General features: G+C 65.1%; 21 protein-coding genes. 13 read left to right on the top strand and 8 right to left on the bottom strand.

Features of this window, described 5'->3' with window-relative positions:
- Positions 1 to 154: 154 nt before the first annotated feature.
- Positions 155 to 2,992, top strand: coding sequence for an XrtA/PEP-CTERM system TPR-repeat protein PrsT (prsT, locus tag Q0996_RS17940; protein WP_299622850.1), 2,838 nt, complete (start codon positions 155 to 157; stop codon positions 2,990 to 2,992).
- A gap of 28 nt (positions 2,993 to 3,020) precedes the next feature.
- Positions 3,021 to 3,695 carry a glycerol-3-phosphate 1-O-acyltransferase PlsY gene (plsY, locus tag Q0996_RS17935; protein ID WP_322096749.1) on the top strand — a complete coding sequence of 225 codons (675 nt, stop codon included), beginning with the start codon at positions 3,021 to 3,023 and terminating at the stop codon, positions 3,693 to 3,695.
- Between the two features lie 220 nt (positions 3,696 to 3,915).
- Here plsY and Q0996_RS17930 read toward each other — a convergent pair whose 3' ends face one another.
- The 5 genes from Q0996_RS17930 to Q0996_RS17910 form a co-directional block, all read right to left on the bottom strand.
- On the bottom strand, positions 3,916 to 4,593 hold the full coding sequence (locus tag Q0996_RS17930) for a cytochrome P460 family protein (RefSeq protein WP_299622847.1): 678 nt from the start codon (positions 4,591 to 4,593) through the stop codon (positions 3,916 to 3,918).
- A gap of 162 nt (positions 4,594 to 4,755) precedes the next feature.
- The gene (gene upp, locus Q0996_RS17925; RefSeq protein ID WP_299622845.1) at positions 4,756 to 5,388 is read right to left on the bottom strand and encodes a uracil phosphoribosyltransferase; all 633 of its coding nucleotides are present in this window, start codon (positions 5,386 to 5,388) and stop codon (positions 4,756 to 4,758) included.
- A 189-nt stretch (positions 5,389 to 5,577) separates the two neighbouring features.
- Positions 5,578 to 7,818: a mechanosensitive ion channel domain-containing protein gene (locus tag Q0996_RS17920; protein ID WP_299622842.1), complete on the bottom strand. Its 2,241-nt coding sequence runs from the start codon at positions 7,816 to 7,818 to the stop codon at positions 5,578 to 5,580.
- Between the two features lie 219 nt (positions 7,819 to 8,037).
- Positions 8,038 to 8,529 (bottom strand): tetratricopeptide repeat protein, encoded by a 492-nt coding sequence (locus Q0996_RS17915; RefSeq protein ID WP_299622840.1) that lies wholly within the window; start codon positions 8,527 to 8,529, stop codon positions 8,038 to 8,040.
- Between the two features lie 30 nt (positions 8,530 to 8,559).
- Complete coding sequence (locus tag Q0996_RS17910; RefSeq protein ID WP_299622838.1) at positions 8,560 to 9,054, bottom strand: cytochrome P460 family protein; 495 nt, start codon at positions 9,052 to 9,054, stop codon at positions 8,560 to 8,562.
- Between the two features lie 37 nt (positions 9,055 to 9,091).
- Between Q0996_RS17910 and Q0996_RS17905 the strand changes: the two genes are divergently transcribed.
- On the top strand, positions 9,092 to 9,439 hold the full coding sequence (locus Q0996_RS17905) for a hypothetical protein (protein ID WP_299622835.1): 348 nt from the start codon (positions 9,092 to 9,094) through the stop codon (positions 9,437 to 9,439).
- Positions 9,440 to 9,973 carry a hypothetical protein gene (locus Q0996_RS17900; protein WP_299622832.1) on the top strand — a complete coding sequence of 178 codons (534 nt, stop codon included), beginning with the start codon at positions 9,440 to 9,442 and terminating at the stop codon, positions 9,971 to 9,973.
- Positions 9,974 to 10,051: 78 nt separating this feature from the next.
- Here the strand turns inward: Q0996_RS17900 and Q0996_RS17895 are convergent, their stop codons facing one another.
- From Q0996_RS17895 to Q0996_RS17885, 3 genes are all read right to left on the bottom strand, one after another.
- Positions 10,052 to 10,687 carry a hypothetical protein gene (locus Q0996_RS17895; RefSeq protein WP_299622830.1) on the bottom strand — a complete coding sequence of 212 codons (636 nt, stop codon included), beginning with the start codon at positions 10,685 to 10,687 and terminating at the stop codon, positions 10,052 to 10,054.
- 287 nt (positions 10,688 to 10,974) lie between these two features.
- Positions 10,975 to 11,367 carry a cytochrome c family protein gene (locus Q0996_RS17890; RefSeq protein ID WP_299622827.1) on the bottom strand — a complete coding sequence of 131 codons (393 nt, stop codon included), beginning with the start codon at positions 11,365 to 11,367 and terminating at the stop codon, positions 10,975 to 10,977.
- A 153-nt stretch (positions 11,368 to 11,520) separates the two neighbouring features.
- Positions 11,521 to 11,910, bottom strand: a complete 390-nt coding sequence (locus Q0996_RS17885; RefSeq protein WP_299622824.1) for a cytochrome c family protein — start codon at positions 11,908 to 11,910, stop codon at positions 11,521 to 11,523.
- A 301-nt stretch (positions 11,911 to 12,211) separates the two neighbouring features.
- On the opposite strand from Q0996_RS17885, the gene Q0996_RS17880 reads away from it, so the two are divergent.
- The 9 genes from Q0996_RS17880 (at position 12,212) to Q0996_RS17840 (ending at position 19,293) form a co-directional block, all read left to right on the top strand.
- Positions 12,212 to 12,682 (top strand): SUF system Fe-S cluster assembly regulator, encoded by a 471-nt coding sequence (locus Q0996_RS17880; protein ID WP_299622821.1) that lies wholly within the window; start codon positions 12,212 to 12,214, stop codon positions 12,680 to 12,682.
- 49 nt (positions 12,683 to 12,731) lie between these two features.
- Positions 12,732 to 14,183 carry a Fe-S cluster assembly protein SufB gene (gene sufB / locus Q0996_RS17875; RefSeq protein ID WP_299622818.1) on the top strand — a complete coding sequence of 484 codons (1,452 nt, stop codon included), beginning with the start codon at positions 12,732 to 12,734 and terminating at the stop codon, positions 14,181 to 14,183.
- 14 nt (positions 14,184 to 14,197) lie between these two features.
- A complete protein-coding gene (locus tag Q0996_RS17870; RefSeq protein ID WP_322096747.1) occupies positions 14,198 to 14,605 on the top strand; it encodes a hypothetical protein in 408 nt (135 codons plus the stop codon).
- A 5-nt stretch (positions 14,606 to 14,610) separates the two neighbouring features.
- Positions 14,611 to 15,357 carry a Fe-S cluster assembly ATPase SufC gene (sufC, locus tag Q0996_RS17865; protein WP_299622816.1) on the top strand — a complete coding sequence of 249 codons (747 nt, stop codon included), beginning with the start codon at positions 14,611 to 14,613 and terminating at the stop codon, positions 15,355 to 15,357.
- Positions 15,358 to 15,395: 38 nt separating this feature from the next.
- The gene (gene sufD / locus Q0996_RS17860; RefSeq protein WP_299622813.1) at positions 15,396 to 16,712 is read left to right on the top strand and encodes a Fe-S cluster assembly protein SufD; all 1,317 of its coding nucleotides are present in this window, start codon (positions 15,396 to 15,398) and stop codon (positions 16,710 to 16,712) included.
- A 1-nt stretch (position 16,713) separates the two neighbouring features.
- Positions 16,714 to 17,982 (top strand): aminotransferase class V-fold PLP-dependent enzyme, encoded by a 1,269-nt coding sequence (locus tag Q0996_RS17855; protein ID WP_299622810.1) that lies wholly within the window; start codon positions 16,714 to 16,716, stop codon positions 17,980 to 17,982.
- A gap of 4 nt (positions 17,983 to 17,986) precedes the next feature.
- On the top strand, positions 17,987 to 18,457 hold the full coding sequence (gene sufU, locus Q0996_RS17850) for a Fe-S cluster assembly sulfur transfer protein SufU (RefSeq protein WP_299622807.1): 471 nt from the start codon (positions 17,987 to 17,989) through the stop codon (positions 18,455 to 18,457).
- Between the two features lie 12 nt (positions 18,458 to 18,469).
- Positions 18,470 to 18,871, top strand: coding sequence for a DUF59 domain-containing protein (locus Q0996_RS17845; RefSeq protein ID WP_322096746.1), 402 nt, complete (start codon positions 18,470 to 18,472; stop codon positions 18,869 to 18,871).
- 83 nt (positions 18,872 to 18,954) lie between these two features.
- On the top strand, positions 18,955 to 19,293 hold the full coding sequence (locus Q0996_RS17840) for an iron-sulfur cluster assembly accessory protein (RefSeq protein WP_299622805.1): 339 nt from the start codon (positions 18,955 to 18,957) through the stop codon (positions 19,291 to 19,293).
- The last annotated feature ends 87 nt before the right edge of the window (positions 19,294 to 19,380 follow it).

Genomic DNA, 19,380 nt, shown 5'->3' with positions numbered 1-19,380 from the left:
TATGCGGCGCCGTTTTTCGTTGACGCGCCTGTTTTATTCTTCAGGGGCAAACCGCGGGCCGTTTTGGTACGATTTTGGAAAGATCTATCAACCTATAACCCTATGCATTCCGCACGATTTTCGAACCATGGGAGCTGAACCCGAGGAACGGCCCATGCGCAAGACACGGACTGGAGGGCCATGGCGGGCCATGGCGGTGGCTGTGCTGTTGGGCTGCCTGGCGATGACCCCGCACGCCGGCGCCAACGCGCCGCCTGACGCCGACACCACCACGGCAGAGTATTTTGAAGACGCCAAAGCCCGCTTCGCCGAGGGCGACTACGAGGGTGCCGTCATCCAGCTCAAGAACGTGCTGCAGGCACAGCCCGACAATGCCGCCGCCCGCACCCTGATCGGCCGGGCCTATATCGAATTGGGCGACGGTCCGACGGCGGAGAAGGAGCTGACCCTGGCTCTGGAAGCCCGCAGCGACGATACGCCCATCGCCGTGCCCCTGGGGCAGGCCCTGATCATGCAGCACAAATACCGCGCCTTGCTCGGGCGGATCAGGCCGGGCGAACGCGGCCCCGAGATCGAGACCACGATCCACATGATGCGCGGTCTGGCCTATGTGGCCCTGCGCGAACTCGATGCCGCGGAGCGCGAATACGGGGCGGCAAAGGCCCTCAATGTGGACCACACCAATGCCCTGCTCGGCCTTGCCGAGGTGGCGGTCTACCGCGGCGAAACCAAAGCGGCCGAAAGGCGCATCGCCGAGGCGCTGAGCCAGGCACCGGAGAACGCCGATGCCTGGAGCCTGGATGGCGACTACAAGCGCGGCCAGGGCGACCTGCCGGGCGCCATCGCCAGCTACGACCGCGCGCTCACAATCCAGCCGCTGCAGATCGATGCGCGCAGAAGCCGCGCCGCGGCCCTGATCGACCTGAACCGGATCGAAGACGCCCGCAAGGACGTCGATTACCTGATCGAGCTCCTGCCTGAGGATCCGCAGTCGATCTATCTGAACGCGCTGATCCTGGGGCGCAACGGCGAGGCCCAACGCGCCAAGGCCGAGCTGCGCCGGGCCGACAACATCATCCGCACCTTCGACATGACCTTTGTGCGCGACAACCTGCCGACGCTGCTCACCGCCGGCGTGATCAACTTTGCCCTGCGCGAAGTCGAAGACGCCTTGGTCTACCTCGACCAGTACCTGAAGCTGGAGCCGGGGCACATCGGCGCGCGGCGCATGCTGGCGTCGCTCTACGTCCAGCAGGGCAAGCACCGGCGGGCGGTGCGCGTGCTGGGACCGATCATCGGGCCGCATACGCGTAACCCCCGCCTGCTGGCGCAATTCGGCACCGCGCTGATGCGTGTCGGCGAACATGCCGAAGCCAGCAGGATCTTCGAGCGGGCCATCGCCCTGGCGCCGGACCTGGAGCAGATCCGCACCCGCCTGGCCCTGAACGAGTTCGCCGCCGGCAACGCCGAAGCGGCCATCACCGGGCTGCAGGCGGCACTGGACCGCGACGCCGATGCCATGGAGAACACCGTGATCCTGGGGCTTATGCACCTCCGGCAGCGCGACTACGCACGCGCCTTGAGCCTCGCCGAGGACCTCGGTTCGCGCGATCCGGACAACCCCTTTGGCCCGAATCTGGCGGGTGCCGCCTATTGGGGTCAGGGCGACGAGGCTGCAGCCCGCAGTCATTTCGAGACTGCCATCGGCATCGACCCGGACTACACGCCCGCCCACGTCAACCTTGCGAAACTGGACATTCGCGGCGGCGACCTCGAAGCCGCCGAGACGCGCCTGCTGTCGCTGATCGACCGCGGTCTGGGTGAGAGCGAGCCCTTCGAGGCGCTGGCCAGCATCGCCGAGCGCCGGGGCCAACTGCCGGAGGCCATCGCCTGGCTGGAACGCATCGAGCAGACCTCCGCGAATGGCCCGCGCATTCAGATCCAACTGATCAATCTGCATGTCCGGGCCGAGAACCATCAGCAATCCTTCGCCCTGGCGCGCAGGCTGGAGGCCGCAAATCCGGATAACATCGCCGTGGTCGAGGCCTTCAGCCGGGCGGCAATCGCCGCCGGCGACGGCGATGTGGCCAAGATCAAGCTCCGCCGGATGGTGGAACTGGCGTGGAAATCGCCCAGGGAGCTGCACCGAATCTCCCGCCTGCAGCAGGCGATCGGCGACAGCGAAGGCGCCTATACCAGCCTGTGGCGTGCCGTCTCGGTCAATCCCGCCAATCTGGAAGCCCAGGCCAGCCTGGTGCGCCTCGAGGTCAGCCGGGGCGAACTCGACAAGGCGCTGCAGCGGGCCGAGAACATCCGCAGCCTGAGCCCCGAGGTGGCGACGGGCGATCTGCTGGCCGGCGATGTGCTGATGAGTGCCGGGCGCCATGGCGAGGCCGTCACGGCCTATGAGGCGGGCCTGGAGAAGCAGGAAGACGGGGCCCTGATGCTCCGCCTCTACGTGGCGCGGCGCAAGGCGGAGAGCTCTGCATCGCATGCCGCAATGCTTGAGGCATGGCTGGAGCGGCACCCCGACGATCGTGTCGTCAGGCGTGCGCTGGCCGGCGAGTTTGCCCGCCTTGGCCGCCTGGATGAAGCGATCGTCCTGAACGAGGCGCTGCTGCAAGGCCATCCCGACGACCCGGTGGTGCTGAACAACCTTGCCTGGCTCTATCAGAAGACCGGGAACCCGAAGGCGCGCGAGTTTGCGCAGCGCGCTTACGACCTGGCGCCGAACCAGGCGCGCACCATAGACACCCTTGGCTGGATTCTGGTCGAGGAAGGCGATGTGAACCGCGGACTGACGCTGCTGCGCTTCGCGCAGTCGCGGGCCCCCGGGGACCCCAGCATAAACTTCCACATCGCCGTCGCGCTCAGCAAACTCGGGCGCACCGATGACGCGAAAGCCCAGCTTGAGACCGTGCTGAGCGGCGAGCACGACGAAGACATCGCGGCCGAAGCCGCGGCCCTGCTGAAGGAACTCTCCGGCGGATAACGCAGTCAGGCTTGGTGACAGATGACCCCTGTGTCGGCCGAGCAAAAAACGACTGGATCAAGCCCATGGGAGAACACCGATAATCGACGTCCTGAAGATCATCGCCGCCTTCGCTTCGGGCTACCTCTTGGGCAGCCTGAATACGGCCGTGATTGTCGGGAGAGTCTACGGCAAGGACATCAGGGGCCATGGAAGCAAAAGCGCCGGGCTCACCAACACTCTGCGGGTCCTCGGAAAATCCGCTGCAGCGTTGGTTCTCTTGGGAGATATCCTGAAGGGGGTCATCGCCTGCCTTATCGGCTTGTATCTCGGCGTTTACGCTCATTCGGGAGAGGCGATTGACTGTGTCAGCCTTTTGGCAGCCGGCGCGGGCGCGGTTATTGGGCATAACTGGCCGGTGTATTTCGGGTTCAAAGGGGGCAAGGGCGCGCTGACCGGAGCGGCCGTGCTGTTCATGATCGATTGGGTTATGGCCCTTATATGCCTTGGCGCCTTTGTGACAATCGTCGCTCTAACCCGCTACGTTTCTTTGGGTACCATATCCGCAACAGCGTCTTTTGCGGCGATCTCATTTATACCTGTCTTCGGGAATACCCCTTACTTCTATACTTTTGCCTGCCTGATGGCGCTCATCGTCATTTACAAGCACAGGGAAAACATCCAAAGGCTGCTTTCAGGCACAGAGAACAAACTCACTTTCTAACTCTTCGCAGCGCCGACAGGCGTCGGGCCAGTTCCGCCAAAACACGAAACACGCTAGCAGGCTGTTGAAAAAGCCGGTTTGGTGATTGACCTCGTGCTTCGAGACGCTTCGCTCCTCAGCATGAGGTCAATCAGTCCGACACTTTGCCTCACCCTGAGGAGGCCCGTAGGGCCGTCTCGAAGGGTGGCGTGCTCTGCGCAGCCACCTTTTCAACAACCTGCTAGGGCTTAAGGCGCACCTCCTCGGGGACGAAGAAGAGGTGGTCCTGGTCTTCCACGGCCAGGTGGCAGGCGATGCAGAACTCCACCCGTTGGGCGCCCGGACCGTTGGTCTGGCCGAGAAATTCTCCATCGGCGGAAATCATCGAATAGCGCCAGTCGCCGGTCACGTAGTTGAAGCCCTCGCCCATCTTCTCCATGACGAACAGCGGGCCCGGGCCGACCTCTCCGTCTTCGGTGACCACAAAGCTGTCCTTCACCACCACCGAGCCCTCGGGAAAGCGCCCGGCACCCTCATAGCGCGCGTAGTTGCGGGCGGTCTCGTTGGCGAAGTTGTTCACATAGCGCCTGCCGTGGGTCATCGACTTGTAGGGCGCGCCGTTGAAGCGCTGCCAGTTCTGGTAGCCGGCGGTCAGGCCGTCGCCGCTGCGCGCATAGACCTCCGCCAGCTCGGCGGCGAGGTCGCGGTAGATGGCCGCGGCCTCCTGCGGCGAAAGATCGGCCGGGTCCTGGATGCGAGAGTGCCGCCGCGGACTGTCCGGCTCCCCGCTGAAGCGCTGGGACTCCTGGACCTGGGGCAGCCCTGCTGTCGGATCCTCAGCCTGGGCGGCGGTGTGCGGAGCGGACAGCGGGACGATCAGAAAGGACGCGGCCAGAAGCAGCGGCAAACGCAGGGACATCAGAACTCGGTCTCCTTTTCGTGACCGTGCTTGGCCCCCTACGGTCTTGATTCGAAAAGGATATAGTGTGCCGACACCGCACGACCATATCACGAAGCCGTGAGTGCATTCAAAAGCATGGCGGGCAGAGACGAGGCCTGCCGGCAGCCGTGCTCCAGGGAATTACTTGGTGCCGAAAATGCGGTCCCCGGCGTCGCCGAGCCCGGGCACGATGTAGCCCTTGTCGTTGAGCCGCTCGTCCACCGCCGCGGTGTAGATCGGCACTTCCGGATGGGCCGCCTGCAGGGTCGCGATCCCCTCCGGCGCCGCGACCAGGCAGACAAAGCTCAGATCCCCGGTGCTGTCCCTTTTCAGCAGCTCCAGGGCCGCGACGGCGGTGTGGCCGGTGGCCAGCATCGGGTCGACGACAATGGCCAGGCGTTGGGACATGTCCGTCGGGACCTTGTAGTAGTACTCCACCGCTTCCAGGGTCTGCGGGTCACGGTAGAGCCCCACGTGGCCGACCGAGGCCGCCGGGATCAGGTCCAGCATGCCGTCCAGCAGGCCATTGCCGGCGCGCAGGATGGTGATGAAACAAGGCTCGGCGACGGCCAGCAGCGGCAGATCCGCCCGCGCCACCGGCGTCTCCACCGAAACGCTTTGGAGCTTCAGGTGGCGCGTCACCTCATAGGCGAGCAGCAGGCTGATCTCGCGCAGCAGGCGCCGGAACTCCGGGAGCGCCGTTTCCTTGTCGCGCATGAGGGTGAGTTTGTGCTGGACCAGCGGGTGGTCGACGACGGTGACCTTGTCTTGCATGCCTTTCCCTGCCTTTCGGTTCTTGTTTTTCGCTTCCGCAGTCTGCGAGTCCGCCGGAAGGCTGGGAGGGAGTGATAGAGCAAGACCAGAGGATTTGAAACCACCTGACCGCCGCTGTGCACAAGAAAAAGCGCAAAGGCGCCGACCGGCCTGCGGCGGTCGGGCGGAGTCACCCCTCTGCGGGATGGATCACGGCTTGTTGGCCGCCGCCGCTTCCGCTCCCGCCGGGGTCTCGCTCTGGGCGACGGCCGAGGCGGCGGCGCTCTCCACCGCCGTGCGCTGCTCCGGGGTCATCTGTTCTGCGCCGGGCACCTGCACCGTCACCTGGCGGTTGGCGAACTTGATCCCCTCGGCGGCGAAGGCCCGCTGCACAGCGGCATAGACCTCCCGCCGGATCATGAACTGGCGGCCGGGCTTGGCCATGAACTTGCCCCGGATCAAGAGCGCACTGTCGTCGGTGGAGAACACGCCCTGCGACTTGAAGGGGGCCAGGAAATCCGGACCGATCTCTTCGTGCTCCAAGAGATCCTGACCGATGCGCTTGAAGATCTTGCGCACCTTGTTGACGTCGGTGTCGAAGGGCAGGCGGAACTCCAGCTTCACCACCACCCAGTCGCGGCTGTAGTTGGTCAGGTGCTGGATTTCACCGAAAGGAACGGTGTGCAGGGCGCCCCGGTGATGGCGCAGCCGCAGGGAGCGCAGGGAGATCTTCTCGACCGTGCCCTTGACCACGCCGACATCGATGTACTCGCCGAGGCGAAAGGCGTCATCCACCAGGAAGAAAACGCCGGAGACGATGTCGCGCACCAGGGTCTGGGCGCCGAAGCCGATGGCCAGGCCGACCACGCCGGCACCGGCCAGCAGCGGCCCGATGTTCACGCCGAGGGCGCTGAGGATCAGCATCACCGCCATGACCACGATGGTCACCTGGATCGCCACGCGCAGCAGCGGCAACAGCGTGCGGGCGCGCGATACGCCCTGGCCGCCCTGCTCGCCGGGTTCCGGCACCCCGGCCCCCTCCTCACCCTCGCCGCCGCCCTCCTCGGCCAGGCGGCGGTCGATGGTGATCCGCGCCAGTTCCCAGAGCACATAGGCGACCAAGCCGGTCAGGCCGATGTCTATCAGCGCCTCGGCAATGCGCGCGCCAAAGCCCTGCTCGGCCAGGGAGAAGAGGTCGACGCCCCAGATCCGCGCCAGAAACAGCGCGGCAGCGATGCAGAGAACGAAGCGCGAGGCCCGCAGCACCACGATCTTCAACTGGTTGACCACCGGCGAGCCTTCCTCCACGCCCTGCTCCTGGCGCTGGGCGGAACGCTCCAGGATGGCGTCCAAGTGAGGCAGGAAAATGACCGTCAGCAGGCTGCCGAAGGAGGCGAAGTAGGAAGCCTCGCCGCCGGTGAACTCAATGACGATGATCGCCAGGTAGAGCAGGATCGTGTAGGCGATGGTGGCCGCGGGCCAAATGTCCGCAAGCATCGCGCGCAGGCGCCCGGCATTCTCCGGATCCCAATTGAGATCGCCGGCGATGGCCCGGCGGGCCGTGGCAATGGTGTAGACCACGCTGGCGCAGAGAACGAAGCCGACCATGAAGGTCAGCACCTGGTGCGCGTCATAGGGCATACCCAGGCCCTCGAGCAGGCTGCAGGTGAGGAAACCGAAGCCGGCGATGGAGGCCATCACAATGTTCTGGCGATGCAGGTAGCGCGCGTCCTCGCAGCGCATATGGGCGAGCCTGAGGGCCGGCAGGTAGGGCGCCAGGAGAAAGCGCGAGAAGATCCCGTAGGTGCGCACCACGACGACGGCGGCCATATAGGTCATGACCACCGTTCTCGTCACCGGGTTGCCATGGGTCACCAGGAAGAAGACCGCCAGAGCCGCGCCGACATAAACGCCCAGAGAGACGAACTCCAGGACCAGGCGAAGCAGCAGGCAGCCCAGCCGGGCGATGACGGACTCCGGCTGTGCCTCGACGATTTCCTGGAACAGCTTTGCCATGACGCGGCGGGCGAGGCGCTCCGCCGCCCAACCGACCGCCATCATCACGGCGAAGCCCAGAGCTATCCATAGATAGACGCTGGCGGGGCGGCCGTCGCGGATGCGCTCCAGCGCTGCGGGAACCGCCTCCGGCAGCATCGGCACCGCCGCAGCCATTCGGATGAAGCCCGCGACGACGGCCTCACCGTTCTTGCGCGCCCGCTCCAGGAAGCTGTCCAGTTCCTCCGCTTCTGACGGCCCGGCCTGCCCGGCAACAGCGTCCAGCCGGTCGAGCAGCAGGCTGCGGACCTCCGCGTCGCTCAGGCGCGCCACGAGATCGCGAATGGCGGCTTCCGAGAGGGTCGGATCCGCCGCCTTTAGCTGCTGCAGGGCAGCGGATTCCGGCGGCGCCTGCGCAGGCTCGGCCTCTTGTGCCAGGGCGCCAAATGACGCCAAGCAGAAAACGACAAGAACCGAAAGAACGCCAAGTAATCGATGACCCACAACCTGCCCCCCGGCTGATCAGTTCCGGCGACTATAGACCCAACCGCACCGAAACCCCAGACCGTCGTCGCAGCCAGAGCGTGTTCAGGCTCTCCGATGCCTCGCGCAGGCCCGGGGTTTCACCGGAGACCGGGTGTCGTGCGCGCCCGTGGCCTGGATTGAGCCAGGTGGTTAGTAGGTTCGGCGCAGTTGCGCGGCCAGATCCTCAGCCGCAGCCCGTTGCCCGGGGGTCATGGTCTCGGACAGGGCGTCGCGCTGCCCGGCTGCCCAGAGGCGCCCCTGTTCGGCCGCCAGGGTGAACCAAGCCAGCGCTTGGACGGGGTCGCGCCCCAGCCCCGCACCCCGGGCGTAGCGGTTGCCCAGGTTCATCTGCGCGACCGGGTCACCGCGCTCGGCGGCCCGCCGATACCAGGCCAGGGCCGCGGGCAGATCGCGGGCAAGACCGCTGCCGCCGGTCTCCAGGATGCCGGCCAGGGCCACCTGCGCCTGCAGATCCCCGGCCTCCGCCAGGGGAAGCCATTCCTCATAGGCGGTCTGCAGATCGCCGGCGTCGTAGGCCTCCAAGCCGTCGGCGAAGTCGGCAAAAGACGACCGCCCCGACCCGAAGGTCGAGGCGGCCAGAATCATCGCTACCGTAAGCAGGCGGTGGAAGGACCGGAACATCGCGAGGGCCGATCTATCCACCTCCCATCGCTACCGCACGCGATACTCCTCGGGCAGCAGCAGAACGTTGTCCTGCTCGGGCGTCACCGACTGGTGACAGCCGATGCAGAAAGCGACGTTTTCCGATCCGGCGCCGCCGGTGGTGCCGAAGATCGATCCGTTGGGCATCACCAGGGTGTAGCGCCAGTCGTCGCTCTCCGGATTGAAGCCAGCCTGCATCTTCTCCATGAGGAACAGCGGGCCGACGGAAACCTCGCCCTTGGCGTTGACGCCGAAGCTGTCCTTGGCGAGCTTGGCGCCCCGCGGGAAGGTGCCGGCTCTCTCATAGAGCCCATAGGCCTTGGCCGCCGTGTTGCCCCAGTTCTGGACGTAGCGTCCGCCGTGGGTGTCAGAGACGTAGGCCTGGGTGCTGTAACGCCGCCAGTTCGAATAGCCCGAGGCGTCGCCCTTGTCGGAGCGCGCGTAGGCCGCGGTCATGGTCTCGAACATGCAGTCGTAAGCCGCCAGCGCTTCCGCGTCGGTCAACTCCGGAGCCGCCCCGGCCGCGCAAGGATTGCAGGGATTGCACGGGTTGCACGGGTTGCACGGATTGCAGGGGTTCGCCGCCGCGCAGGGGTTGCAGGGGTTCGCTGCACAGGGATTGCAGGGATTGGCCGCCGCGCAGGGATTGCACGGGTTGCAGGGGTTCTTCGCGGCGCAGGGGTTGCAGGGGTTGGCTGCGCAAGGATTGCAAGGGTTGGCCGCCACACAGGGATTACAGGGATTGCAGGCCTTTGCCGCGCAGGGGTTACACGGGTTGCAGGCCTTCGCCGCGCAAGGATTGCACGGGTTACAGGCCTTGGCGGCGCAGGGATTGCACGGGTTGCAGGGATTGGCCGCCGCACAGGGATTGGCCAGGGCCGCCGCCTGAATGCGCGGGATCGCGCAGGCCACCACCGTGCCACCACCGCCCGCCGCGCAGGGATTGCAAGGATTGCACGGGTTACAGGGGTTCGCCGCCGCACAAGGATTGCAGGGATTAGCGGCACAGGGGTTGCAGGGGTTCGCCGCCGCGCAGGGGTTGCATGGGTTGCAGGGTTTCTTCACTGCGCAGGGATTGCACGGGTTGCAGGCGCTCGCCGCCGCACAGGGGTTGCAGGGGTTCTTCACTGCACAGGGGTTGCAGGGGTTGCACGCTGCCTGGGCCATGGGAACGCCCATATGCCCTGAGACAACCATGCCGCCGGCTGCCACACCGGCCAAGACCACCATGGGGACCATGGCGGTCGACATCAATAAGCGTTTCCTGGACTTCATCGGATCACTCCCAGACAGATGCTTTTGGTCTCTTATTGTTCCTATGGCCCAGCGGCCATTGAGCGCCGCCCAATACCCCCAGGCCAACGCACTAAGCCTAGGACTCGCGGGCAGTTCTGTAGAGTCACGGCGACTCACGATCTCGTGAAGCAAGGGCCCACTCCGCACCTTGGGATGCACCAGCCGCGCCGGCGTTACAGCGGCCCCATCCAACGACGGGAGCGCCTCAGTCCAGAGTCAGGAACTCGACCCGATACTCCTGCGGAATGAAGAACAACTGCTGCTGCTCATCGCCGGCAGCCTCGTGACAGGTGATGCAGAATTCGACCCGCTCGCTGCCCTCGCCGTTGGTCGTTCCGAAAAGGCTGCCGTCAGGCATGATCATGGTATAGCGCCAGTCGTGCGCGTCGGGGCGGAAGCCGGCGGGCATCTTCTCCATCAGGAAAAGCGGGCCGGTGAAGACGTCGCCACGCTGGGTCACCGCGAAGGAATCCTTGGCGAGGATCGCGCCCACCGGCAGCGGCGGCGCCTCCTCGTAGGCGCCGTAAGCCTTCGCCAGGGTGTTGCCGTAGTTGTTCACATAGCGCTGCCCGTGGGTCGCGGATCGGTAGGGCGCCGAATTGAACTTGCGCCAGTCGATGAAAGTCTCCGCGGCCGCGTCATGGGACAGACGGTAGCCGGCGACCATGCGGTCGCGCACCTTGTCGTAGATGACCATGGCATCGACCGCGGAGAGGTCCGCCGGCCGCTCAACCGAGAAGTGCTGCTCTACCGTGAAGTCGTCCGACTGACCGAGTGCCGGGGACACCGGCATCGCCAGCACAACGATCAGGCCCAGGCTCATCGCCGCCAAGAGCCACAAGGGATCGGCCGCTCTTGGCACAAGGTGTCGCGAAACGATGACCGATTGGCTTCGGCCTCGCGCAGGGGTGGGCAAGGGAGAGAAGGAACGAACCAAGCCAGCCTCCTTGAGAAGTCCAGCCGTAGGGGCGGTCTAGGCCGCGCCCCACCGGTTCATTCTGAGCGCATTCGCAGGGAAGGCCCGATCAACTCAACATCACAAGAGGTTGAGCGATTGCTTAAATGAAAGGGCGGACCGGCAAGCAATCGCCGTCCGCCCCTCTCGCACTCTACTGACTCTACCGAGGTCTATTCGGCCTTGAACTGCATCAAATAGGCGATGACATCGGCGCGGTCGCCCGGCTTTCTCAAGCCCGCGAACGCCATCTTTGTGCCCTTCACGGCCTTCTTCGGCGCCTCCAGATAGGCATCGAGCGTCGCCTGGTCCCATACGGCGCCGCCTTCGCCATAGGCGATCATCGCCTTGGAATACTTGTACTTCGGTACGGTAGCGACCGCGCGGTCCACGATGTTAAACAGGCTGGGCCCGACTTTGTTCTTCCCCTCTTCCACCGCGTGGCAGGCCTTGCACTTGCGGTAGACCTTCTCGCCATTGGCGGGGTCACCTTCGGCCAGTGCGGGGGTGGCCCCGAGAGTCACCGCGGCCAGGGCGACGACGGCAAGCGAACTCCTAAGTCTCATCTGATCACTCCGGACTTGTTCTATTCCCAAACGGGATCTTCCCTCTCCCTTGTCCCAAGCAATCTAGCCCAGGAAGCCGCAGACTAAAGGGGCAGGTAGCGGGAAGACAAGGTCCGAAGTGTCGCAGCGAAGATCTCGCCGGGGCGGTCCGGACTATTCCGAGAGGCTTTTCAGGTAGGCGATGACGTCGGCCCGGTCTTGCGCATTCTTCAATCCCGGAAACGCCATCTTGGTTCTCTTGACCACGTCCCTGGGCTTGGTCAGCCAGGCATCCAAGCTCGCCTCATCCCAGACCGCGCCGGACTTGCCGTATTCGACCATGCCCTTGGAATAGCGGAACTTGGCGACCTGGCCCGGAGTGGCGCCAAAGACCTTGTACAAGCTGGGCCCGATCATTTTCTTGCCCTCTTCCAGGGAGTGACAGGCCGCACACTTCTTGAACAGCTTCTGACCGTTGGCCGGGTCGCCGGCCGCCACGGCTGGGCTCGACAGGGCAAGGGCAAGCAAGACAACCGACAGGCCGGCAGGGCTCAACCGCAACATCTTTGTCTCTCCCGTTTTTTCCAGGTCCCCTCGCGGGCAGGTCCGCCGCGATATCCCCAAGCAACCGGGGCCGTTGCACCGGCCTTGCCCGTCCATACTGGCGAGGATACCGAATGAGACGCAAATCAAAGACCAGGGGTTACAGGGTCAAGAAAGTGTGAGTTGGAGAGGCGTGATGCCATCCGCCGGCGGACGCGGGCGTAGCCAACAAGGTTGGTTGTTGCGAGTGGTTTTCACTTGATTATCCCGCGATATCTTATATTTAAATCCATACCAGATTAGTAAGATTTGGGGTTTCACCATGTTCCGGTTAAACCGGTTGACAGATTACGCCGTGGTCGTCATGTCGCAGATGTCCCTGCGGGGCGAAGAACTGCGCTCCGCCCAGCAGATCTCCGACGACACGGCGGTGCCGCTGCCCACGGTCTCGAAGCTGCTCAACCTCCTGGGCCGGGCCGGCCTGGTCACCGCCCAGCGCGGAGCCGCCGGCGGCTATACGCTCAGCCGCAGCCCCGAGCAGATCAGCGTCGCCCAGATCATCCAGGCCCTCGAGGGGCCCATCGCCCTGACCGCCTGCGTGGACGGGGCCGCCGAGTCCTGCGACGTCGAATCGCTCTGCCCGATGCGCGGCAACTGGAACAAGGTGAACGCGGCGATCCACGACGCCCTGACCAGCGTCAGTCTGGCCGACATGTCCAACTTCTCGGGGGCCTTCGGGATGCCGCCCGCCCCAGAACCCGCGCCGCTTCGGCCGGATAGAGAGCTTCAGTAAGAATCAAAGAATGCCGTCCAAGCATCGAATTTTGCAGGAGAGTTGTTAGATGGCCGTTACCGTGGAGACTGTCGAGCAGGTCCAGGCCCTGGACAAGTACAAGTACGGCTTCGTCACCGAGATCGAGACCGATACCGCGCCCAAGGGCCTCGGCGAAGATATCGTGCGTTTCATCTCCGCCAAGAAGAACGAGCCGCAATGGCTGCTGGACTGGCGGCTCAAGGCCTATCGCCATTGGCTCACCATGCCGGAGCCGGAATGGGCCAAGGTGCAGTTCCCGCCCATCGACTATCAGGACGCCTACTACTACTCGGCGCCGAAGTCCCCGGACGACGCTCCCAAGAGCCTGGACGAGGTCGACCCCAAGCTGCTGGAAACCTACGAGAAGCTGGGCATTCCCCTGCGCGAGCAGGAGAAGCTGGCCGGCGTGGCGGTGGACGCCGTCTTCGACAGCGTCTCCGTGGCCACCACCTTCAAGAAGAACCTGGAGGAGGTCGGGGTCATCTTCTGCTCGATCTCCGAGGCCGTGCAGAAGCACCCGGAGCTGGTGCGCAAGTATATGGGCTCGGTGGTGCCTTACGGCGACAACAAGCACTCCTGCCTGAACTCGGCGGTCTTCACCGACGGCTCCTTCGTCTACATCCCCAAGGGCGTGCGCTGCCCCATGGAACTCAGCACCTACTTCCGCATCAACGCGGAGAACACGGGCCAGTTCGAGCGCACCCTGATCATCGCCGACGAAGGCTCCTACGTCAGTTACCTGGAGGGCTGCACCGCGCCCATGCGCGACGAGCATCAGCTCCATGCCGCGGTGGTCGAACTGATCGCCCTCGACGACGCCGAGATCAAGTACTCGACTGTGCAGAACTGGTATCCCGGCGACGAGGACGGCAAGGGCGGCATCTACAACTTCGTCACCAAGCGCGGTGCCTGTCGGGGCCGCAACTCCAAGATCTCCTGGACCCAGGTTGAGACCGGCTCGGCGATCACCTGGAAGTATCCGAGCTGCATCCTGCAGGGCGATAACTCGGTGGGCGAGTTCTACTCCATCGCCATCACCAACAACCGCCAGCAGGCCGACACCGGCACCAAGATGATCCACCTGGGCAAGAACACCCGCTCGCGGATCATCGCCAAGGGTATCTCCGCCGGGCGGTCGGACTCGACCTACCGCGGGCTGGTGCGGATCTCCGCCAAGGCCGAAGGCGCGCGCAACTTCACCCAGTGCGACTCGCTGCTCATCGGCGACCGCTGCGGCGCCCACACGGTGCCTTACATCGAGAGCAAGAACCGCAACGCCATCCTGGAGCACGAGGCCACCACCTCGCGCATCAGCGAGGACCAGCTCTTCTATTGCCGCCAGCGCGGCATCCCGGAAGAGGACGCCGTGGCCCTGGTGGTGAACGGCTTCTGCCGCGAGGTGCTGCAGCAGCTCCCCATGGAGTTTGCTGTGGAGGCGCAGAAGCTGGTGGGCATCTCCCTCGAAGGCAGCGTCGGCTAGTCGGAGCCACAGAAATGTCCGACGACACCGTGACCCTGTTTCGACCGACGGGCTCCAACGAGCTGGCGTTGATCCGCGAGGCGGACTTCGCCGCCTTTCCGCCGCGCCTGCCCGAGCAGCCGATCTTCTATCCGGTCACCAACGAGGCCTATGCCTGCCAGATCGCCCGCGACTGGAACACCAAGACCGGCGACGGCCTGGGCTTCGTGACGCGCTTTGAGGTCAACAAGGCCTTCCTGGACGGTTTCGAGCGCAAGATCGTCGGCGGCGCCAGCCACGAGGAATACTGGATCCCGGCCGAGCGCCTGGAGGAATTCAACGCCAACATCGTTGGCAAGATCGAAGTGATTCGCGAATTCACCCCGGCTGACCGCGAAGCGGCCGAAGCCGCCGCCGGGGCAAGGAAGAAAGAGGACGCTTGAGACCCATGCTTGAGATCAAGAACCTGCACGCCACCGTCGACGGCAAGGCCATTCTGAAGGGCATCGATCTGTCCATTCAGGCCGGAGAGGTGCACGCCATCATGGGCCCCAACGGCTCGGGCAAGTCCACCCTCTCCTACATCCTGACCGGCCGCGAAGGCTATGAGCTGACCGAGGGCGAGATCCTCTTCAAGGGCAAGGACCTGCGGGAGATGGAACCGGAGGAGCGGGCCGGCGAAGGTCTGTTTCTGGCCTTCCAGTATCCCGTCGAGATCCCCGGCGTGCCCAACACCACCTTCCTCAAGGAGGCTCTCAACGCCATCCGGCGCTACCGCGGCGAGGACGAACTGGACGCCATGCAGTTCGTCAAGATGGTGCGCGAGAAGACCAAGCTTCTGGGCATCAACGACGAGATGCTGAAGCGCGCGGTCAACGTCGGCTTTTCCGGCGGCGAAAAGAAGCGCAACGAGGCGCTGCAGATGGCGGTCTTGGAGCCCGCCATGGCGATCCTCGACGAAACCGACTCCGGCCTCGACATCGACGCCCTGAAGACCGTGGCCAACTCGGTCAACCTGCTGCGCAAGCCGGAGAACGCCATGCTGGTGATCACCCACTACCAGCGCCTGCTGGAATACATCGTCCCCGACCGGGTGCATGTGCTGGCCGACGGCCGCATCCAGCGCAGCGGCGGCAAGGAGCTGGCGCTGGAGCTGGAGGAGAAGGGCTACGCCGAGTTTGCCGGCGCCGCCTGAGCGAAGAGAGACGGCGCGATAGAGATCAGAGACGCACGATGACAGACGCCTTCACCGACCACTTCGGCGCCCTGCGCGACCACTTTCCGGGCCAGGACCTGCCCTGGCTGGCGGAGCTGCGCGACCGTGGCCTGCAGCGCTTTGCCGAGAGCGGCCTGCCCACGCCACGCCTTGAAAGCTGGAAGTACACCAGCCTGCGGCCCATCGAGAAGGTGGACTTCGCCGCCACCGGCGTGCCGCGCGCCTGCGTTTCCATCGACCAGGCGCCGAGCCTGCTGCCCGACCACACGGACTGCCACCGGCTGGTCTTCGTCGACGGCCACCTGCGCCGCGACCTCTCGCAGCTCGGCGACCTGCCTGCCGGCGCGAAGCTGCTGCCGCTAAGCGAGCAACTGGCGGCCGACCCGGACTGGCTGCAGACACACCTGGACAGGCTGGACGACAGCCAGCTTCCACCGATGCTGGCCCTCAACACGGCGATGATGATGAACGGCTTCGTGCTGCATCTGACGCGGGGCACGGTGCTGCCCCATCCCGTCGAGGTGGTCCATCTGGGCGGCGCCGGCGATGCCCCCCTCGCCTACCACCCGCGCAATCTGGTGGTGCTCGAGGAGGGCAGCCAGGCGACCCTGATCGAACACTTCAGCCACATGGGCGAACAGGCCTATCTCAGCAATTCCATGACCGAGGCCAGCGTCGGCGCCGGCGCCATCCTGCGCCACTACAAGCTTCAGGCCGATGCCCTGAACGCCTTCCACCTAGCAACCGTCGAGGCGGAGATCGGGAGGGACGCCACCTACGACTCCTTCGTCATGACCACCGGCGCGCGCCTCTCGCGCAACGAGACCTCGGTGCGGCTGAACGGCGAAGGCGCCACCTGCCATCTGAACGGCGCCTATCTGGTGCGCGGCGAGCAGCACTGCGACAACACCACCGTGGTCGACCATCTGGTCCCCAACACCACCTGCCGCGAGGTCTTCAAGGGCGTCATCGACGACAAGGCGCGCGCCGTCTTCCAGGGCAAGCTGAAGGTCCACCGCGACGCTCAGCACACCAACGGCCACCAATTGAGCAAGGTGTTGCTGCTCTCCGACCGGGCGGAGATCGACGCCAAGCCGGAGCTGGAAATCTATGCCGACGACGTGGTCTGCAGTCACGGCGCCACCGCCGGCGACCTGGACCACGACGCGCTGTTTTACCTGCGCGCCCGCGGCATCCCCGAGGCCGAGGCCCGCGCCATGCTGATCGAGGCCTTCCTCGGGGAAAGCATCGACCAGATCGCCGCCGAGGGGCTCTGCCCCGCGCTCATGACCTCCATCGGCCACTGGCTGGCCGACAGCCGGCGGGAGGTCTGACATGGCGGCGGCATCCGGCGCCGCGGCGATCGCCGCCGGCAGCAACTCGACCCTCGCCTTCGATGTTGAGCGGGTGCGCGAGGACTTCCCGATCCTGAAACAAGAGGTCTACGGCAAGCCGCTGGTCTATCTCGACAGCGGCGCCTCGGCGCAGAAGCCGACGGCGGTGATCGATGCCATGCGGGAGGTCCAGGAGACCTGCTATGCCAACGTGCACCGCGGCGCTTACTACTTCAGCCAGCATCTCACCGACCGCTACGAAAGCGTGCGCAAAACGGTGGCCGGCTTCCTCAATGCAGGCTCCGACCAGGAGGTCGTGATCACCCGCAGCGTCACCGAGGCTATCAACCTGGTGGCCTACAGCTTCGGCGCCGGGCTCTCGGCGGGCGACGAGGTGATCGTCACCGAGATGGAGCACCACGCCAACATCGTGCCCTGGCAGCTGCTGCGCGACCGCACGGGGATCGTCCTCAAGGTGGCGCCCATCGACGACGACGGCAACTTCCTGCTCGATGCCTACGAGGCGCTGCTGACCCCGCGCACCAGGCTGGTGGCCGTGACCCACGTCTCTAACGTCTTGGGCACCGTCACGCCTTTGAAGGAGATCATCCGCCTGGCCCACGAGGCCGGTGCGAAGGTCCTGGTGGACGGCGCCCAGGCGGTGGTCCACGGCAAGGTCGATGTCCAGGACCTGGATGCCGATTTCTACGGCTTCACCGGTCACAAGCTCTACGGGCCGACGGCCATCGGCGTGCTCTACGGCAAGGCGGACCTCCTGAAGGAGATGCCGCCGTTCCAGGGCGGCGGCGACATGATCCGCTCGGTGAGCTTCGCCGAGACCACCTATGCCGATCCCCCGCTGCGTTTCGAGGCCGGCACGCCGCCCATCGTCGAGGCCATCGGCCTGGGCGCGGCCATCGACTATGTGAACGCCATCGGCCATGAGGCCATTGCCGCCCACGAGGCAGGCCTGCTGGCCTATGCCACCCAGCGCCTGCAGCAGATCGAGGGTCTCCGGATCTACGGCAGCGCGAAGGAAAAGGCAGCCATCCTCTCCTTCACCATGGAGGGCATTCACCCCCACGACATCGGCACCATCATCGACCGGGAGGGCGTGGCGATCCGCGTCGGCCATCACTGCGCACAGCCGCTCATGCAGCGCTTCGGCGTCCCGGCGACAGCGCGGGCCTCCTTCGGGCTCTACAACACCCGTGCCGAGGTGGACGCCCTGGCGCGCGCCCTGGAGAAGGTCAAGGAGCTCTTCGGCTAGGCCCATGGAAGACGCGCTGCGCGAACTCTATCAGGAAGTGATCCTGGACCACGGCAAGCATCCGCGGAACCACCGCCATCCGCCGGAGGCGAACCACAGCGCGCGCGGCTACAACCCGCTCTGCGGCGATCAGGTGACCATCTACATCGAGACCGACGCGGACGGCCGCATCGCCGATGCCGCCTTTGAAGGGCACGGCTGTGCCATCTCCATCGCCTCGGCCTCGCTGATGACGGAGATCCTGCGCGGCAAGACGGAGGCCGAAGCGCGCCAGCTCTTCGACGATTTTCACCGCCTCTGCACGGAAGAGGACTTCGCCCTGGAGCAGGCCGGGACCGACGATCAGGACGCCCTGGAGCGCCTGCAAGTGCTCTCCGGCGTGCGGGAGTTTCCGGTGCGGGTCAAGTGCGCGACCTTGGCTTGGCACGCCATGGCCTCGGCCCTCAACGGCGGCGGCGACGCGACCACGGAATAGGACGCAAAGAGCATGAGCGATCACCCACTCGGTTTCGACAGTTTCGGCGCCGGCGCCGCGCCGGAAGGCCTGACGGCGCGGGCCGGCACGCCACTGCAGCCTGGCATGCCGGTGGCCGAGCGGCTGGCAGTGGAGAACTCGATCCGCCAGGTCCACGACCCGGAGATCCCGGTCAACATCTACGACCTCGGCCTGATCTACGATCTGGACATCCATCAGGATGGCTCGGTCGCCATCGAGATGACCCTCACCGCGCCCGCCTGTCCGGTGGCCGGGGAGATGCCCCAGCAGGTGGCCGACACCGTGGCCGAGACCGAGGGCATCGGCGAGGTCCAGGTCACCCTCACCTGGGACCCGCCCTGGACGCCGGAGCGTATGTCCGAGGACGCTAAGTTGGCGTTAGGGATATTCTAGGAAGATCAAGGAGTTACGGGACCTCTTCCGCAACCGGAGCAGGCTCCCTATATTAGGAACGTGAGAATCAGGTAAGAGCAGCCATGGCCATTGCGAACATGATCACCTTGACCGATGCCGCCGCGGCCCGCGTCAAGACATTGATGGACAAGAGCGAGGAGCCTGTCCTCGGCCTGCGCGTCGGCGTCAACACGCGCGGCTGTTCGGGCATGAGCTATGTGGTCGAGTACGCCAAGGAACAGCGCAAGCTGGAAGACGTGGTCGAAGACAAGGGCGTGAAGATCTTCATCGACCCCATGGCGGTGATGTTCCTGCTGGGCAGCGAGATGGACTATGTCGAGGACAAGTTCCAGTCCGGCTTCGTGTTCAACAATCCCAACGAAAAGGGCCGCTGCGGCTGCGGCGAGTCCTTCCACGTCTGACCGGCCCGGCGGCCTCTCTAACAGTTTTGTCTTTCGCCAGACCAACGATCACGCGAAAGCCCGGGTTAACCCCCGTTTAAGGGCCGC

It is taken from the genome of Pelagibius sp. (assembly GCF_028289705.1).
Lineage (GTDB): Bacteria > Pseudomonadota > Alphaproteobacteria > Kiloniellales > Kiloniellaceae > Pelagibius.
Note: the sequence above shows the minus strand (reverse complement) of the source record. Positions and strands in the feature narration are given on the sequence as shown.

What these genes read in the sequence shown, in the direction of transcription:
- sufU (WP_299622807.1), top strand. Translation starts at nt 17,987, where the DNA reads ATGGAAGACGCGCTGCGCGAACTCTATCAGGAAGTGATCCTGGACCAC.
- sufD (WP_299622813.1), top strand. Translation starts at nt 15,396, where the DNA reads ATGACAGACGCCTTCACCGACCACTTCGGCGCCCTGCGCGACCACTTT.
- Q0996_RS17885 (WP_299622824.1), bottom strand. Translation starts at nt 11,910, where the DNA reads ATGTTGCGGTTGAGCCCTGCCGGCCTGTCGGTTGTCTTGCTTGCCCTT.
- Q0996_RS17915 (WP_299622840.1), bottom strand. Translation starts at nt 8,529, where the DNA reads ATGTTCCGGTCCTTCCACCGCCTGCTTACGGTAGCGATGATTCTGGCC.
- Q0996_RS17900 (WP_299622832.1), top strand. Translation starts at nt 9,440, where the DNA reads ATGCGCGGGATCGCGCAGGCCACCACCGTGCCACCACCGCCCGCCGCG.
- upp (WP_299622845.1), bottom strand. Translation starts at nt 5,388, where the DNA reads ATGCAAGACAAGGTCACCGTCGTCGACCACCCGCTGGTCCAGCACAAA.
- Q0996_RS17930 (WP_299622847.1), bottom strand. Translation starts at nt 4,593, where the DNA reads ATGTCCCTGCGTTTGCCGCTGCTTCTGGCCGCGTCCTTTCTGATCGTC.
- Q0996_RS17845 (WP_322096746.1), top strand. Translation starts at nt 18,470, where the DNA reads ATGAGCGATCACCCACTCGGTTTCGACAGTTTCGGCGCCGGCGCCGCG.
- Q0996_RS17855 (WP_299622810.1), top strand. Translation starts at nt 16,714, where the DNA reads ATGGCGGCGGCATCCGGCGCCGCGGCGATCGCCGCCGGCAGCAACTCG.
- Q0996_RS17840 (WP_299622805.1), top strand. Translation starts at nt 18,955, where the DNA reads ATGGCCATTGCGAACATGATCACCTTGACCGATGCCGCCGCGGCCCGC.
- Q0996_RS17890 (WP_299622827.1), bottom strand. Translation starts at nt 11,367, where the DNA reads ATGAGACTTAGGAGTTCGCTTGCCGTCGTCGCCCTGGCCGCGGTGACT.
- prsT (WP_299622850.1), top strand. Translation starts at nt 155, where the DNA reads ATGCGCAAGACACGGACTGGAGGGCCATGGCGGGCCATGGCGGTGGCT.
- sufC (WP_299622816.1), top strand. Translation starts at nt 14,611, where the DNA reads ATGCTTGAGATCAAGAACCTGCACGCCACCGTCGACGGCAAGGCCATT.
- Q0996_RS17870 (WP_322096747.1), top strand. Translation starts at nt 14,198, where the DNA reads ATGTCCGACGACACCGTGACCCTGTTTCGACCGACGGGCTCCAACGAG.
- sufB (WP_299622818.1), top strand. Translation starts at nt 12,732, where the DNA reads ATGGCCGTTACCGTGGAGACTGTCGAGCAGGTCCAGGCCCTGGACAAG.
- Q0996_RS17880 (WP_299622821.1), top strand. Translation starts at nt 12,212, where the DNA reads ATGTTCCGGTTAAACCGGTTGACAGATTACGCCGTGGTCGTCATGTCG.